This is a genomic window from Bacillus sp. FSL W7-1360 (assembly GCF_038592975.1).
Classification (GTDB): Bacteria; Bacillota; Bacilli; order Bacillales; family Bacillaceae_D; genus Shouchella; species Shouchella lonarensis.
The window spans coordinates 1804983-1821241 of the sequence record NZ_CP151950.1 but is presented as its reverse complement, the minus strand read 5'-3'; the positions used below and the strand labels follow the sequence as shown (position 1 = coordinate 1821241).

Genomic DNA, 16259 nt, shown 5'->3' with positions numbered 1-16259 from the left:
AAGGCATTCATATTTTGATTGCTACAAACATTTGTTGCCTTATGATAGAATGAATCATTTTTTATGGATATAAGAAGAGTGGACTGATTTTTTAAGAGAAAGTGAGGATAGCGCTGCATGGCAGCATAATGATATGAACCCAACCATTTATGATGTAGCAAGAGAAGCTGGCGTTTCAATGGCCACTGTTTCCCGTGTGGTAAACGGTAACCCGAATGTGAAACCGACAACACGAAAAAAGGTATTAGCAGCAATTGAGCGGTTAGGATACCGACCAAATGCAGTTGCACGTGGTTTGGCAAGTAAAAAATCAACGACTGTAGGTGTCATTATCCCTGACATTTCCAGCATTTTTTTCGCCGAGTTGGCGCGAGGAATTGAAGATATTGCCACGATGTATAAGTACAATATTATTTTATGTAACTCTGATCAAAATAAGGAAAAAGAGATCCATTTGATCAATACATTGCTTGAAAAACAAGTGGATGGCATTGTTTTTATGGGTGGAGAAATTACAGATGAGCATGCAGAACAGTTGCGTCGCTCTCCTGTCCCTGTTGTATTGGCGGCGACAATTGATCCGAAAGAAGAATTTCCTTCCGTGAATATTGACTATAAGCAAGCTGTCAATGACGCCATTTCCTTTTTAACTGAACAGGGGCATAAGCGTATCGGGATGTTAAGTGGACCATTAGAAGATCCAATTAATGGTTATCAAAAATTTGCAGGTTATCGGGAAGCGCTTGAACAGGCAGGTATTGCCTTTTCTGAGGACCTTGTAATCATTGGTGATTATACGCATGATTCCGGGGTGGAGGCAGTGGGGACATTTATGTCGCTTGCACAACCACCAACGGCGATCTTTACTTCAAACGATGAAATGGCACTTGGTGTCATTCACGGTGCACAAGATAGCGGTCGCAGCGTGCCAGAAGACTTGGAAGTGGTCGGATTTGATGATACGCGTTTAGCGACAATGGTGCGTCCGACATTATCAACCGTTGTCCAGCCGTTATACGATATTGGCGCAGTGTCCATGCGATTGCTAACAAAGTATATGAACAAAGAAGAGGTAAGTGAGCACACGGTTTGCTTGCCGCATCGGCTAGAAAGCCGAGGTTCTACAAAATCTTTATCTTAAAGTGATCTGTACATACAAATCCTACCCCGAAATTTTTAAGGGTAGGATTTGTGTTGTAAGTTCGACAGGTTATCTTTGTGTTTGATTTTCTATATGACTCGTTTTTCTCCGAATCAATGACAACGCTTTTTCTAAAGTGGCTTCATTTATCGCGGTGACCTCTTTTTGACGTGCGATGGTCGGGAAAGGTTCATCATCCCAACAAGTCGGAAGTGCTGTTATTGCCATAGTTCGAAAACGTTGGATCCATTTTTCTGGTAACGGACCTTTCGTAAGCGCTGTTTGATTTGTCATTTCAAGCCAAATGAGCGACCATGCGCGAGGAACGACGCGCCAATGATCATAACCACCACCACAGAGCGCAACCCAGCGTCCGTCACAATATTGGTGAGCCAATTCATGAGCTAGTTTAGGTATTGCTTTATACGTTTTCATTGATACACGTAAATGCGATAAAGGATCATAGTAGTGGGCATCAACGCCATTTTGGGTCAAGATGATGTCAGGTTTAAAAACGGAAACCACCTCTTGGAAAGCGGTTTCATATATTGACAAAAAAGAATCATCGTCTGTATAGGCATCAAGTGGGATGTTAATGGTTGTGCCATAGCCTTGTCCGACGCCTTTTTCAATGACGTGACCTGTTCCAGGGAACAAATAGCGACCTGTTTCGTGAATACTAATGGTACATACGTTTGGATCATTATAAAAAGCCCATTGCACACCGTCTCCATGATGAGCATCCGTATCGACATAGAGGATACGGACGTCATATTGTTGTCGCATATGAGCAATAGCAATTGCGGCGTCGTTGTAGATGCAAAAGCCAGAAGCCCGTCCACGCAAGCCGTGGTGTAAACCACCACCGAGATGAAAGGCATGCTCATATTCGTCACGTAGTACCGCATCACAAGCGCGTAATGTGCCGCCAACAAGATAACTTGCCGCCTCGTGCATATGTGGGAATATTTGGGTATCCTCTGTGTTGAGTCCGTATATTGCTGCATCTTTTTCTGATAAAATTCCTTTTCCTCCTTTTTGAACAGCAGCGATATAATCGCGGTCATGAACAAGGGAAAGGGTGTCTTCACTGGCATGATAAGGACTAAATATTGGTGTATATGGGTGAACAGCACCTAGTGCGCATAAGAGTGCATAGGTCACTTCTAGTCGAATAGGGTGAAAGGGGTGTTGGTCATGAAACGCATAACGGGGACCGTGCCCACTATAAATGAGGGCTGCTTCTTTTTTCATCGTTGATCACCTGCAGATAGACAGAACTTGTATAATGGATGCATGATGTTGATCTGCTGCAAGGATGAGCAGACCGCCCACCTCCTTCGTCCTGCAAAGATTCATTTATTCGTTCATGAAGCGGTTTGAAAACCGAAGACGATGAAAAGATTCAATCGAGTCTGAAGGTACATTTTCCCCAATCCTTGCCATCAAGCAATTGGCTTGGTGTGAGTTAATTTCGGGGTCGTCGGTTGTAAAACAAACGAGTCCGCCAGCATTCATCATTTTTTCCATCATTGTACGGTACTGCCAAACATCCAAACCGCTTCCTTTTAAATCCCAATGCCAATAGTATTCTGTCGTGATGACAATATAATTCTCCATCGCTTCATCTGCCATTGAAAGGCGTAACAGTGCTTTGCCTAACCCATAACCTCGATAATCAGGGGCAATTTCAATGCCACCCAGTTCCAACAAGTCCACCATATTTCCTTTTGACCAGTGTTCTAGTGGATCAGGATAAACAAATGTCACATAGCCAACAATTGTGTCTTGATCACGTACGACAATGACCCGTCCTTCAGGTAAAGTAGTGATTTTGAGTAACGCATCTTTTTGTGCAGGTGCTGGACGAAAAGAAGTTAAACGAGCATGAAAACGATAGCTAGCCAATGTTTGTTGTGTAAGTGGTCCTTCAATGATGAGTGTACCATTTGGATAAACATAAGACTCTTGAAATGTTTTCTTCGGATGGTTCAAGCGCTCACCTCATTGTAAAAGCATGCTTTTTTGCCCAAGCAAAGATGAAAGCGTTCTTCTTTATTTAGTATACACGTATTCAGACGAAATAAGAAGTGTATACATTCTATTTGAAACAAAGTTGGACGTGTACTATAATGAATGCACGGGAATGTAGCCAGTTTAAATCGAAAAGAAGGGTAGGGATAGAAAAATATGAAAGCGCTTCCTAAGAGTGTCCTTAACCATAACATGGTGGATTATGATCATTTTGTGAAAACGTTTGATTGGAAACAAGTAGAAAAGCAGTTTTCCTGGTATAAGACTGGAAAGGTAAATATGGCTTACGAGGCAGTTGACCGACATGTAGCAGGACTGAAAGCAGATCAAGTGGCACTTCATTACAGTGATGAGACGAGAAAAGTGTCTTATACGTTTCGTGATCTACGTTGCGAATCAAATAGAGCGGCAAATGTGTTAAAAGAGGTCGGTGTGACAAAAGGAGATCGTGTGTTTGTATTTATGCCGCGCACACCAGAGTTATATACAGGGATACTTGGTGCGCTGAAATTAGGCGCCATTGTTGGTCCGCTATTTGAAGCATTTATGGAGAGTGCTGTATACGATCGTTTGCAAGATAGTGGTGCAAAAGTGTTATTAACGACCCCCGATTTATTGGAGCGCGTCCCATTTGACGACTTACCGGCGTTAGAAACGGTACTTGTCGTTGCCGATTCATACGAAGACAACGGTTCTTTTTTGGATTATAAGACACGTCTATCCGCAGCGAGTAATGAATTAGAGATTACGTGGGTCGATAAAGAAGATGGCTTGATTTTACATTATACATCGGGATCAACAGACAAACCAAAAGGTGTCTTACATGCTCATGGTGCGATGGTTCAGCACCTTCATACGGCGGAAACAGTGCTAGACTTGCAAGAAGGCGATGTTTATTGGTGTACCGCTGACCCCGGTTGGGTAACAGGTACGTCATATGGGATTTTTGCGCCGTGGTTAGCTGGAGCGACAACGGTTGTCCGGGGCGGGCGCTTTTCACCACGAGATTGGTATGAAGTGGTTGAGCGCTATGGGGTGACGGTATGGTATAGCGCGCCAACGGCATTTCGCATGCTGATGGGATCAGGGGATGCGCTTGTAGCACAGCATAACTTGTCATCTTTGCGTCATGTGTTAAGTGTAGGGGAGCCATTAAACCCAGAAGTCATTCGCTGGGGTATGGATGTATTTGGTAAGCGTATTCACGATACGTGGTGGATGACTGAAACCGGGGCACAAATGATTTGTAATTATCCTACGATGGATATTCGCCTCGGCTCAATGGGGAAACCGATACCTGGGGTGGAAGCGGCGATTGTCGATGATGCAGGAAAAAAATTACCACCGAACCGCATGGGGAATTTAGCACTCAAAGCCGGATGGCCATCGATGATGCGGGCAATTTGGAATAACAAGGAGAAATATGAGAGTTATTTTATACCGGGTGATTGGTATGTATCCGGTGACTCTGCTTACATGGATGAAGATGGCTACTTTTGGTTTCAAGGGCGAGTGGATGACGTCATTATGACGGCTGGTGAAAGAGTCGGTCCGTTTGAAGTAGAAAGTAAATTGATTGAGCATCCTGCCGTCGCAGAAGCAGGTGTGATTGGAAAACCGGATCCCGTGCGTGGTGAGATCATCAAAGCGTTTATTGCTTTACGCGCTGGTTACACAATGACAGATGAACTAGACGAAGAGATCCGGGTGTTTGTGAGAAACAATTTAGCTGCACATGCCGCGCCACGTGAAATTGAATGTCGCGCGTCTTTGCCGAAAACGCGGAGTGGCAAGATTATGCGACGCGTGTTAAAAGCGTGGGAGTTAAACTTGCCAACTGGGGATTTGTCGACGATGGATGATTGAAGATGGGGGGGCGGAGAGCCCTCCATTTTTAAGGCTTGGAATTAAAAGATGTAGAAGAGAAAGGATGTATGAGGTTTGGAGAAATTATTATCATTCTTTGCCGCGGAAAATTTTGAGGTGGCACAACTGTACCTTTTTGGAGGGGTAAAATTTTTAGATTTACTGTTGCTTGTAATGGTATTGGATATTGTGACAGGTGTTATTAAGGCAATTAAAAAGGGCGAACTGCAAAGTAAGCAGAGCCTACTTGGCTATTCACGTAAGTTGCTCGTACTAGTCGTGATCGTACTTGCAAATGTGATTGATCAAGTTTTAGATATGGGCGGAGCGATTACATATGCAACAGTCGTGTTCTACATTTGTACAGAGGGACTTTCGATTTTAGAAAATCTAGCTGAGATGGGGGTAGCTATACCAACAAAACTAGCTAAAAAACTGAAGGTCATGCAGCCTGGTAGCAAGGATGAAGGAATGGGTTGATGATACATATGGGTAAGGGAAGCAATTGCTAAATGTGAAAAGAGGAGTGGACTTACTTAGTTCCCCCTCTTTTTTAGATGGTAATATAATTTAGCGATTAATTATTAATTGTTACCATAGTGAAACACGAGATGTATATAACAGTAAGATGATCGTATGTGAAATGCTAGGCAGAATAATGGTACGAATGAAGTCCCCACACAAAAACCATGGAAAGAAATTCATCTTTTCCATGGTTTTTCTTATAAGAGGATGGTCTATACGTCTATCCTAGTCATTGTCAGACGCAGAATCGTTTACATCACTGTCGACTTCTCCATCCTCTTGGTTATCTTCATTTTCCTCAGTTGCCGCATTATCCGATGTATCTCCATCGTTTTCTTCTTCTTCGCGTCTTTTCTTCTTTTCCTCCTCTTTCTTTTCCTTCTCTTCTTCTTCCTTTTGCTTTTTCTCGATCTTTTCTAATTCATTCTGTTGCTTTAACTGTGCTTGGAACGGACTAAGTCCATCAATTTTTCCAACCATATGACTAGCATACAAGTCGGAGGTGACAAGTTCTAATGCTTCGCATGCTTTACTTGGTGGTCCCCCAGTAATGGCACAGACGCTTCTGCGTGTCAAACCACCAGGTTGAGTGAAACGCTTGCCATTCGCAGACATTAAGGATGGATTGACGTTGTAGGCGGCGTTGGCTAGTCTTGTCCATATGGTTTGTGTGCGCTGCCCTGTGCCGCCACCATAAGTGGGACTTAAAGAAAGCTCTTTTCCCGAAAATCCATTCCAAAGTGCTAAAGTAATATTTGGATTTGTGGCGACAAAGAGAGAATCGCGGTTTGCATTCGTTGTTCCTGTTTTACTCGCCCAATCAGCAGAAAATTTAGGACGAGCATGTGTACCTGTCCCATTCCACATCACGTCACGCAACATATCTGTGACAAGGTAGCTTGTTTGTGGACTAAAGACAGTATATTGCTTGTCTTCATGTTCATAAACGACTTCTCCTGTACTCGTTTCGATTCGTTCAATCATGTATGGTTCGTGGCGAACACCATTATTAGCAAACGTGCTAAAGGCGCTGGCATTTTGTTCGACAGTAATTTCAACAGATCCGAGAGGTGCAGATTCAAACCCAGTAATGGTGGCAGCGTTAAAAGATGGTGTTTCCAGTCCTGCATTTTTAATGACGGATTCTCTCATACTAATTGGTGTTGCCCGATACGCTCTAACAGCAGGGGTGTTTCGAGATTTTACCAGGGATTCACGTACAGAAATATTTTTCTTGTAACCTAAGTCGAAATTTCGCACCGGGTCACCGTTACTGTAGCTTAGCGGAGTATCCGGGATAACTAATCCTGGCTGTGTCACCCCTGCTTCAATCGCCGGTCCATAAGCAAGTATCGGCTTCATTGTTGATCCTGCTTGTCTGTAAGACTGGGTGGCACGATTGAGTACGTCACCTTCAATAGACTCTTCACGCCCACCAACAAACGAAAGAATTGCGCCAGTTTGGTTGTGCAACAATACAGCACCAAGCTCTTCTCTAATACCGCCACGATCAGGCTCAAACAAATGATCTGCACTTGCCGCAGCTTCATTCATGGCTTTGTATAAATCGTGGTCAATTGTGGTGTAGACTTTATAACCTTGATTGACAAGCTCATTTTTGGCTTCTTCAGCAAACTTGTCTCGTTCAATCTTTTTAAGTGAGTCACTTAAATCGTCCCAACCTTTTCGCGCTGCGATTTTTTGTTTTACAAGAACATCGGTTGCTCGCTCTGTAATTTCTGTTGTTAAACGTGGATACTCTTGCATCGAGTCCGGTGCTTTCTTAGCAAAGTCTGCTGTCAAGTCATATTTGCTTGCCTCTGCATACTGCTCATCTGTAATGTATCCTTTTTCATGCAGTCGCTCTAACACTGTTTCCAGACGTTTAAAACCTGGCTTCATGCCGTTCTTGTCTTTTAGTTGACCATCTTTTGTGAACGGAGTATAACCAAAGGGGCTTTGCGGCATGCCAGCTAAGTAAGCAGCTTGCGGTAAGTTTAGTTCTTTTGCAGAAACCCCAAACACCCCTTGTGCAGCGGTCTCGATCCCGGCAATATTTGTTCCATTGGCGTTACGTCCGAACGGCACAACGTTTAAATACGCCTCTAAAATTTCATCCTTTGACATAAAATGTTCTAACCGTAAAGATAGGAAGACTTCACTTGCTTTGCGATCAAAAGAAACTTCACTAGATAAAATTTGTTGTTTTACTAATTGTTGTGTGAGCGTACTTCCGCCTGTTTGCACAGATGAATTGCTTAATTCTTGTAATGTTGCCCGTAATAACGCTTTAGGCACAATGCCGTCATGTTCATAAAAATGTTCGTCTTCTGTAGCGATAATGGCCCATTTGACTTCTTCGGCAATGTTATCAAGTGAGACGCGCTCACGTTGTAAATCGCTACGTAAGTTTCCTAAAAATTGTTCTCCTGCCCAATATATTTTACTTGTCTCGGTTAAGTTTTCTACTAAGGCAACCATATCATTTTCGTTGTAATCAATTTCATCTTTTACAAGTGAAGCAAAATACCCTGCAGCAACTGCACCGGCAAAGACGAGTGAAAGAAAACCAGTAATGATGGTAATGAGACATAAGTTCCAAAGTACTTGATAAGTAATTTCGACTTTGCGGAAGAATTGAATGCGCGCTAATTTGCGCATAAATGTGTGCCAGTAATGTCGACATTTTGCGAGCATTTCTTTCATTGTTTTCCCCCTAAAGGATGTTTTAATGTAACACTTATTTTTAGTATAAAAGCAACGTGAGGATAAATGATCTTTTTATTATACCTATGAACCATACGACGAAGCAAGAATCGACTCAGTTCTAGACATTTTGCATCGATTTCAGTATAACATAATGGGAAAGGAGGTGTATGGCATATGCTTTGAAAGATTGACACCACAAAATGAATATGTTAACAATAAAAGAAAACTTTGTTGATCAATCATGCGATGGAAGATCGTGTCGGTAGAGATAAAGGGAGAGATCAAGGTGACAGAAGAACGAGCATTGACAAGGGCAGAACAAGAGGCTGTAGATGAACAAATTGCTGCACTTATGCGTGGTGTGGTCGAGGTTGTACCCAAAGAAGATTTTCGTAAAAAAATTGAGGAAAGTGTGCGAACAGGTAGACCGTTAAAAATCAAGTTGGGTATGGACCCAACTGCACCTGATGTCCACCTCGGTCATACGGTCGTGATGCAAAAGTTACGTCAGTTTCAATCATATGGGCATCATATTCAATTAGTGATTGGTGATTTTACAGGAAAAGTTGGTGATCCTACAGGAAAATCAGAAACGCGTAAACCATTGACAGATGAGCAAGTGATGGAAAATGCTCGTACATACGTAGCGCAGTATGGCAAAGTGCTTGATATAGATAAAACGGAGGTTTTGTATAATTCCTCTTGGCTAAGTGAATTGAAGTTTGATGATGTCTTGAAATTAGCTGGTCAAATCACCGTTGCGCGCATGTTGGAGCGGGAAGATTTCAGTCAGCGTTACAAAAACGAGCAGCCGATTTCTGTGCATGAGTTCTTTTATCCATTGATGCAAGGCTATGATTCCGTAGCAATGGGAACGGATATCGAACTTGGCGGAACCGATCAGACGTTTAATTTGTTGATGGGCAGGCAGTTGCAAGAGACATATGGCAAAGAAAAACAAGTCATCATGACACTACCATTAATTGAAGGTTTAGATGGTGTTCGGAAAATGTCTAAGTCACTTGGAAATTACATTGGTATTGATGAAGCCCCAAATGAAATGTTCGGTAAAGCGATGTCGATTCCCGATGAATTGATGGTGAAATATTATCAGTTAGTGACTGACGTACCAATGGCAGATGTGGAAGCACTTGAACGAGGCTTGGCAGATGGCACGGTGCACCCGCGCGATGCAAAAATGGCGCTTGGGGCAAAGTTGGTTGAGATGTATCACAGCGAAGCAGCTGCAAAAGAGGCAAAAGATTATTTCACGACCGTATTTCAAAAACGGGCACTCCCAGATGATATGCCCGAGGTACAGTGGACAGGAGAGAAAGAAGTTCCTGTCATCGACTTGCTTGTTCAATTAAAGATGCAAGCATCTAAAGGAGAAGCCCGCCGCATGATTCAAGGTGGCGGTGTGAAGATTAATGAGGAAAAAGTGACCGACATTCATATGACTGTCTCGATGACGGATGGGATGATCGTTCAAGTTGGAAAGCGTAAGTTTATGAGGGTTTTAGAAGGATAGAATGAGCGAGCGCGCACTGTTACTACAGTGTGCGCTTTCCAATGTTAGGGGGATCAGGGACTCCGTACACGAAAATTACTCGTCTAGCTGTTTGTTTTTACGGATGGAGCGGGTGAGAGAGACGTATCCTATTATGTACCAAAACAGAGAGACCAGGATAGGAACCATGATCACATCTAACCAGCTATCATCTCCAAGTGGTTTAGTTAAAATGTTGAAGAGTAAAAAGATAAGGAAAAAGCCAATTGTAGACTTTAATAATGTTTTTTTCTTCGTTTTCTTGTCCTTTTCATCTTCAACATTGGCATATTCAATCCCGGATAAAGTATAACGTATCGTCACATACACTGGGAAAATCATGCTGGATAAAAAGGAGGTAGCAAGCCACGTGTCGTCACTGGCATTAAATAAGATTAGGAAAATACCCACAGCAAAAAATATGCTACAAGACAAAAACGCCCCTTCCGCGATAAAATAAAGCACTTTCTGCCGCTTATATTCGTCTTCAGGTAATAGCCATCCAATCCAAGAACGTATCACTGTAAATCATCCTCCCAAAATAAGTCATTTAAAGTTTTTTGTAATGCGCGCGCGATCGCTGTGCAAAGTTGTAGTGTGGGGTTGTACTGTCCTTTTTCAATCAGTCCAATCGTTTGTCGGGTGACGCCGACGGCTTTTGCTAAATCCATTTGTGTCATGCCTTGTTCGAGGCGGGCGAGTTTAACTTTGTTCATGAGTCTCCCTTTCGTGCAATTTATATATGACATATGTAAATTATATATGTCGTGATAAGTGATGTCAAGCAAAACAAAAACAAGCCTTCCGAATGGGAAAGGCTTGTTAATCCTACATTTAATCCTCCGTTTCCACCTCTTTTTTCAATTCGCGCACTTTTTCCAGTGGTAATTGCGTTACTTTCGCAATAAAAGTAATTTCAACTCCTTCACCAATCATGCGTTTTGCTGTTTCGATGATACCTTCTTCCCGTCCCTTTTTCCAGCCCCATTGCTCATATGAATTCATAAAATCATCAAGCATGACGCTTTCTTCTGGATGTAATTGATTGATTTCCTCTCGCAATGTTGATTCCTCCTTCTCGTTTAATGTGAGATAAGAATCGAAAAACTTCACGACATGATCGCGGTGTTCTTCTTTCAACTTTAACTTCAATAGAAGTCGCAAAAATGCTTTTTTACATGCGACTTTCTCTTCTTCAGTATACCCCATGAGTGCCAATAATGCAGCAGCGGCAGGATTTTTTGTCTCAATGAAATTTCGCCAAGAAAGCTTTTTTAAAAACAAGCTTTCATACGTAAAAGCGAAATAAGTTTTCCCATTAATTGTATGAAGGACCTTGGTTTCAGGTTCCTTATCTGGTGTTCTGTAGCTAAAGATGGCAATCGGTAAAATAGGGCATTGGTAACGATCGAGTAGGCGTGCATAATAGCCGCTCATGCGCTGATGAAATTTTGGGTCATAGCTCGATTGTGACTCGACGTGAACCAGGATGACGACATCTTCAGATTTCAACCGTGTTTTCACAACAAAATCAGGTCGCTGTGGTGCTTTTTGTTCTCCGGAAAACCAAGCGTCGGTTGATATAGGCTCGAGAGCGTGCAAATCAATATTCTCAGTGATGTCTGGAAAAAATGCCTGCATAAAATCAGCAAAAAAGTAGTCGAGTAGTTGACGGAAAAGTTGGTCGTGTGGCGGGTGTTGCGGGGGCATAAGAGGGGCTCCTTTCAGGTAGGTATAAGATTTGCGTATCGATGACACCTGTCTCATACTTTGACAAAGAACCATTCAATTCCTGCTAAAAATATTCATTTTGATAAGGTTTATTTACATATTCCTACGTTGAACAATGGATAAGAGATAAAAGAACAAGCCCTTCCGAATAGGAAAGGCTTGTTCTCGGTCATTAACGAGAATACCACTCAACGATGAGTGCTTCTGTAATTTCAGCAGGAAGCTCAGTACGATCAGGGTAACGATCGAATGTGCCTTCAAGCTTGTCAGCATCGAATGTAACAAATGCTGGCGTGAAGTTGTTTACGTCAAGAGACTCTTTTACAGCTGTTAAGTTGCGAGAGCGTTCACGCAAGCTGATCTTTTGACCTGGCTTCATGCGGTAAGATGGAATGTCAACACGTTTGCCATCGACAAGTACGTGACCGTGGTTGACAAGTTGACGTGCACCACGACGTGTGCGGGCAAGACCCATACGGTAAACGAGGTTGTCAAGACGTGATTCGAGTAGAACCATGAAGTTTTCCCCGTGGATACCAGCCATTTTACCAGCATCGTTGAAGATGCGCACGAATTGACGCTCATTGACACCATACATGTGACGAAGCTTTTGCTTCTCTTGTAGTTGCAATGCGTATTCAGATAGTTTTTTACGTTGATTTGGACCATGTTGACCTGGCGCATAAGGGCGCTTTGCCAACTCTTTTCCAGTGCCGCTTAGTGAAACACCAAGACGACGAGACAGTTTCCATGATGGACCTGTATAACGAGCCATAGTAGACTCCTCCTTGTTATTTTGATGTTGCAAAATAACAACCTCGTTGACAATCCCAATATACTGCGATTCCATCTTCATGTATCTTCGCTTCGACAGCTAGAAGTTACGCGATACACCTCAAATTTTACACAGCCGCTGAGGAATGGAATCGAACAAGCAATCGTTTGTCCCGGCTGTCACTCACACCGACCAATTATAGCTAACTTCGTAGATATTGTCAAGAGGTTTTCAACTCGTTTTCATTGTCGACATACACCTCTCTACAGTGGCATCCTTCGTCAGAAAGGGCGTGAGCGAGCATAATTTGTCTAAAAGTTTTCTCGCCATGCATGTATGTAAACAGAGGAAGGAAGCTGCCTGGCGCGAATATATACGTTAAGGGACGAGCATGTAAGTCGGGAGGCGAAGTGTATGAGAGAAGATACACGTGCATCGATTAAAGAAGCTGCGGTCAGGTTGTTTCACAAAAATGGATTTCATGGTACATCAGTACGCGATATTGCCAAAGAAGCACGTGTGAATGTTTCACTCATTTCCTATTATTTTGGCGGGAAGCGTGCATTATTTGAGTTACTGGTCACAGATTTCTTTGAGGGGTATATTGCAACCATTGAGCAAAGTATTCATCTAGACAATAACGATGCTGCGGCAGCCATTGAATCTGTTTTTTGGAATGTGCTCCAGTATCAACAGTCATGCCATCTACTTGCACGTATGGTTCATCGGGAAATGACACTTGATTCGGTTCTTGTACGAGAAGTCATGAGCACATATTTACAAAAAGAAAAGTATTTCTTAGAGAGGTTATTAAAAAAAGGGATGGCAGAAGGTCATTTCAAAAGGCAACCACTCGATTTACTCATTGTGCAAGTGCGGAATATGATGATTTTGCCGTTTACATCGCCACAATATTTACGAGAATTATTTCAGCTATTGCCGTCTGACGCAAATTTTATGTTACGGTATATGAAGCATGTAACTGTTTGGTTAAAAACGTTATTAGGAATGTCCGCAAATCAAAAGGAACCTGTCGGGTTATCTTTGTTTTAGGATGAGAAATGAAAAAAGGTGAGATCAGCTTAACATCCCTATTCTCTAGGGGTGTTTTTAGCTTCTCTCTATGATATAAGCAGGAAATCTACATTAGGATGAAAAAGATTTGTCGAACGTCAGTTAAGCGAATATGCCCACAAAATCATGCGTTCATGGTATGATAGAGTACACATATGTTAAGATATTAAGAGACACTTTTGGATATAAGCGAAATCTTTAGATAAAAGAGAGCATAGAGGGGCGTTTCGAGTGAAAGATATCACGGTCATGATCATCGGTTTATTAATTGTCGTATGTGTAGGGACAGTTGTTGGTGTTTTATTGAAAAGGCGCGTACATAAAATGGTTGACCGCGTTGATCAACGAAGATTAGAAATATACCACCGGAATATTCCTGAAGAAATCGCTAAAGTAAAGAAGTTGACAATGTCTGGGCAAACAGAAAAACAATTTGAAAGTTGGCGTGCTTTGTGGGATCAGCTTGTTGACGTACGTTTGCCCAACCTGGAAGAAGCGCTTGTTGAAGTAGAGTCATTAACTGCAAGGTATAAAATGAAGGCAGCAAAAGTCGCTCTTGCGGAAGTGGAGCAAGAACTGACTGAAATAAACGTGCAACTGGATAAGATGGTTGCTGAAATTGGTCAGTTCGTTGAAGCCGAGAAGGAAAATCGTGCCGATATTGAAGGGGTGCGCGCCTCCTATAGGAAATTATCGGCTTTGCTTATTCAAAAGCGGGTGGCTTTTGGTGAGAGTTTGTCAGCACTTGATGCCGAAATGGCTGATATGAAGCAACAACTCGCATTGTTTGAGCAATTGACCGAAAACGGGGATTATTTGCAAGCAAGAACGCTTTTAATTGCGTTGATTGAACGCCTCTCTCAACTAGAAGGACAGGCGGCGGTCATTCCAACGTTACTTGTGAAAGCAAAAACGACATTTCCGCATGAACTGAGTCAATTAATTGTTGGGATCCGCCAGATGGAAGATAGTGGTTACCACTTAGCTTCGTTTCGGTTAGATGAAAAAGTAGCCGCATTACAGTCTGTTGTTGAAGTGGCGTATAACGAGATTGGTGCGTTGCAAGTGGATGAGGCTTCAGCACGTTTGACAGCAGTCGAGCGAGAGATTGAAGACTTGTATGAGGTTTTAGAAAAAGAAGTGCAATCGCAAAAACAGCTACAAGCAATGTTACCTTCTTTCAAAGAAATTGTAGCGAATGTGAAAGGACAACTAGACGCACTTTTAAATGAGACAATCCATGTAAAGAAAAGTTATTTGTTGTCTGAAGCTGAAGCAAATTTGCACGAATTACTCCGAAAAGAATTGATGCAACATCAACAGCAGTTACAAGTGATTGTAGATATGACTGAAGCAGAAAACGAGACGTTCACCGCGACAAATGAAAAAGCCGTATTGTGGCGGCAGCAAATGCAATCTCTTTCTGATAAAGTTGCCCAAGGACTTGAGCGGCTACGGTGTTTGCGGAAAGAGGAGTTGCAAGCAAAAGAGGTCGTGACGCGTTTACGGACAGTCATGCTGGAGACGAAGCGAAAGTTGCATAAAAGTAATATTCCTGGTGTGCCAGTCATATTAATTGAAGCACTCGATGAAGCTGAACAGAAGGTGAATACAGCAAAGGAAGCGTTGACGCATACACCACTAGAAATGGATAAGATTGAGCAATGGTTAAATGAAGCCATTGCGCTAGTCGAGGACAATGCAACGCAGGCTGAGACGCTGATTAATGACGCAAGATTAGCGGAACAAGTCATTCAATATAGCAACCGCTATCGTGGTAAAAGCACAGAAGTACGGGAACGGCTTTTGCATGCGGAACAGGCTTTTCTTGCCTATGAATACCAGCAAGCGATTGAGGTTGCACAAGAAGCGGTTGCTTCTTACGATGGAGATGTTGTACAGAAAGTCACTCAGTTATTGAATACAAAATGATCTTTTTGGATGAACAGCCATGTTTTTTTCGATTCAGCCCCTTTCCATTTCATGCGTAAGGGGTTTTCGGTTATAATGGATGAACACAATACACGTTCGTTTAATGAAGAGAGCAGGGGTGTCTGTGATTTTCTTTTTACTTGTTTTACTCGGTTTTGTGAGTGCTACCTTTGGGAGTTTGCTCGGTTTAGGTGGTGGTGTACTGCTAGTTCCTGTGTTACTTTTTTTGACTACTGCTATCCCATCTGTGCCGGTCATTTCGCCGCAAGAAGCGGCGGGCACTTCGTTATTTGTTATGATTTTTACTGGTTTGTCTGCAGTGCGCGCATATTGGAAGCAAAAACAGCTTGATATTCGTCGTGCATTGCTGTTTTTAACAGGTATCATACCAGGTACCCTTATCGGCACATCAACAAGTAGCATCGTTCAAACAAATGACTTTATGCTTTATTTTGGTTTCCTCATGCTTGTGATTACAGGTTGTTTATGGTTGCGCCAGAACACCAAGCCAATGGAGACAGAGAAAAAAAACAAACGTGTTTTGATGATCAGTACGGCTGTTTTAGTCGGGATGGTGGTCGGTTTTTTATCGGGTTTGTTTGGCATCGGTGGAGGCTCATTAATGATTCCAATTTTGCTTGTCTGGTTTCGTTTTCCAGTCAAAGTTGTTGTGCCAATGGCGATGTTCATCGTATTGTTCTCGTCTCTTGTCGGGGCCTCAGCTCATTTTGTGGCCGGACATATTCACTGGTGGTACGCGCTTGCGCTCATTCCTGGTGCGTGGTTTGGGGGCAAATGTGGTGCGTGGTTAAACCATCGTGTCAAAAGTCGTTTTTTACTTGTCATTATGAAGATAGTCTTTGTTTTACTCGCGCTAATGTTAATTTACCAAGGACTTTTTTAGTCAATTTCTTGGAAAGGAG

At 42.5% G+C, this 16259-nt stretch carries 14 protein-coding genes; 7 read left to right on the top strand and 7 right to left on the bottom strand.

Annotated elements, in window-relative coordinates; genetic code table 11:
* The first annotated feature begins 133 nt into the window (after nt 1-133).
* Nucleotides 134-1141, top strand: coding sequence for a catabolite control protein A (gene ccpA / locus NSQ26_RS09335; protein ID WP_090774289.1), 1008 nt, complete (start codon nt 134-136; stop codon nt 1139-1141).
* Nucleotides 1142-1210: 69 nt separating this feature from the next.
* On the opposite strand, the gene NSQ26_RS09330 is transcribed toward ccpA, so the two are convergent.
* Both NSQ26_RS09330 and NSQ26_RS09325 read right to left on the bottom strand, forming a co-directional pair.
* Nucleotides 1211-2395: an acetoin utilization protein AcuC gene (locus NSQ26_RS09330; RefSeq protein WP_499717941.1), complete on the bottom strand. Its 1185-nt coding sequence runs from the start codon at nt 2393-2395 to the stop codon at nt 1211-1213.
* 105 nt (nt 2396-2500) lie between these two features.
* Nucleotides 2501-3136: a GNAT family N-acetyltransferase gene (locus NSQ26_RS09325; RefSeq protein WP_499717940.1), complete on the bottom strand. Its 636-nt coding sequence runs from the start codon at nt 3134-3136 to the stop codon at nt 2501-2503.
* A gap of 195 nt (nt 3137-3331) precedes the next feature.
* Here NSQ26_RS09325 and acsA point away from each other — a divergent pair, with 195 nt between their 5' ends.
* Both acsA and NSQ26_RS09315 read left to right on the top strand, forming a co-directional pair.
* Nucleotides 3332-5041 carry an acetate--CoA ligase gene (gene acsA, locus NSQ26_RS09320; RefSeq protein WP_499717939.1) on the top strand — a complete coding sequence of 570 codons (1710 nt, stop codon included), beginning with the start codon at nt 3332-3334 and terminating at the stop codon, nt 5039-5041.
* Nucleotides 5042-5116: 75 nt separating this feature from the next.
* Nucleotides 5117-5521 carry a phage holin family protein gene (locus NSQ26_RS09315; RefSeq protein WP_499717938.1) on the top strand — a complete coding sequence of 135 codons (405 nt, stop codon included), beginning with the start codon at nt 5117-5119 and terminating at the stop codon, nt 5519-5521.
* Nucleotides 5522-5791: 270 nt separating this feature from the next.
* Here the strand turns inward: NSQ26_RS09315 and NSQ26_RS09310 are convergent, their stop codons facing one another.
* Nucleotides 5792-8272 (bottom strand): transglycosylase domain-containing protein, encoded by a 2481-nt coding sequence (locus tag NSQ26_RS09310; protein WP_499717937.1) that lies wholly within the window; start codon nt 8270-8272, stop codon nt 5792-5794.
* A 289-nt stretch (nt 8273-8561) separates the two neighbouring features.
* On the opposite strand from NSQ26_RS09310, the gene tyrS reads away from it, so the two are divergent.
* Complete coding sequence (gene tyrS / locus NSQ26_RS09305; protein WP_499717936.1) at nt 8562-9806, top strand: tyrosine--tRNA ligase; 1245 nt, start codon at nt 8562-8564, stop codon at nt 9804-9806.
* Nucleotides 9807-9881: 75 nt separating this feature from the next.
* On the opposite strand, the gene NSQ26_RS09300 is transcribed toward tyrS, so the two are convergent.
* The 4 genes from NSQ26_RS09300 to rpsD form a co-directional block, all read right to left on the bottom strand.
* Nucleotides 9882-10346 carry a hypothetical protein gene (locus NSQ26_RS09300; protein ID WP_499717935.1) on the bottom strand — a complete coding sequence of 155 codons (465 nt, stop codon included), beginning with the start codon at nt 10344-10346 and terminating at the stop codon, nt 9882-9884.
* A complete protein-coding gene (locus tag NSQ26_RS09295; protein WP_090774311.1) occupies nt 10343-10540 on the bottom strand; it encodes a helix-turn-helix transcriptional regulator in 198 nt (65 codons plus the stop codon). The genes NSQ26_RS09300 and NSQ26_RS09295 overlap by 4 nt, the downstream gene beginning before the upstream one ends.
* A 118-nt stretch (nt 10541-10658) precedes the next feature.
* Entirely contained in the window at nt 10659-11534 is an 876-nt protein-coding gene (locus NSQ26_RS09290; protein ID WP_499717934.1) for an Rpn family recombination-promoting nuclease/putative transposase, read from the bottom strand.
* A 193-nt stretch (nt 11535-11727) separates the two neighbouring features.
* On the bottom strand, nt 11728-12330 hold the full coding sequence (rpsD, locus tag NSQ26_RS09285; protein ID WP_090774313.1) for a 30S ribosomal protein S4: 603 nt from the start codon (nt 12328-12330) through the stop codon (nt 11728-11730).
* Between the two features lie 414 nt (nt 12331-12744).
* Here rpsD and refZ point away from each other — a divergent pair, with 414 nt between their 5' ends.
* The 3 genes from refZ (at nt 12745) to NSQ26_RS09270 (ending at nt 16240) form a co-directional block, all read left to right on the top strand.
* Complete coding sequence (gene refZ, locus NSQ26_RS09280) at nt 12745-13383, top strand: forespore capture DNA-binding protein RefZ (protein ID WP_499717933.1); 639 nt, start codon at nt 12745-12747, stop codon at nt 13381-13383.
* Between the two features lie 252 nt (nt 13384-13635).
* A complete protein-coding gene (locus NSQ26_RS09275; RefSeq protein ID WP_499717932.1) occupies nt 13636-15336 on the top strand; it encodes a septation ring formation regulator EzrA in 1701 nt (566 codons plus the stop codon).
* A 118-nt stretch (nt 15337-15454) separates the two neighbouring features.
* Nucleotides 15455-16240 (top strand): sulfite exporter TauE/SafE family protein, encoded by a 786-nt coding sequence (locus tag NSQ26_RS09270; protein WP_245700944.1) that lies wholly within the window; start codon nt 15455-15457, stop codon nt 16238-16240.
* Nucleotides 16241-16259 lie beyond the last annotated feature (19 nt).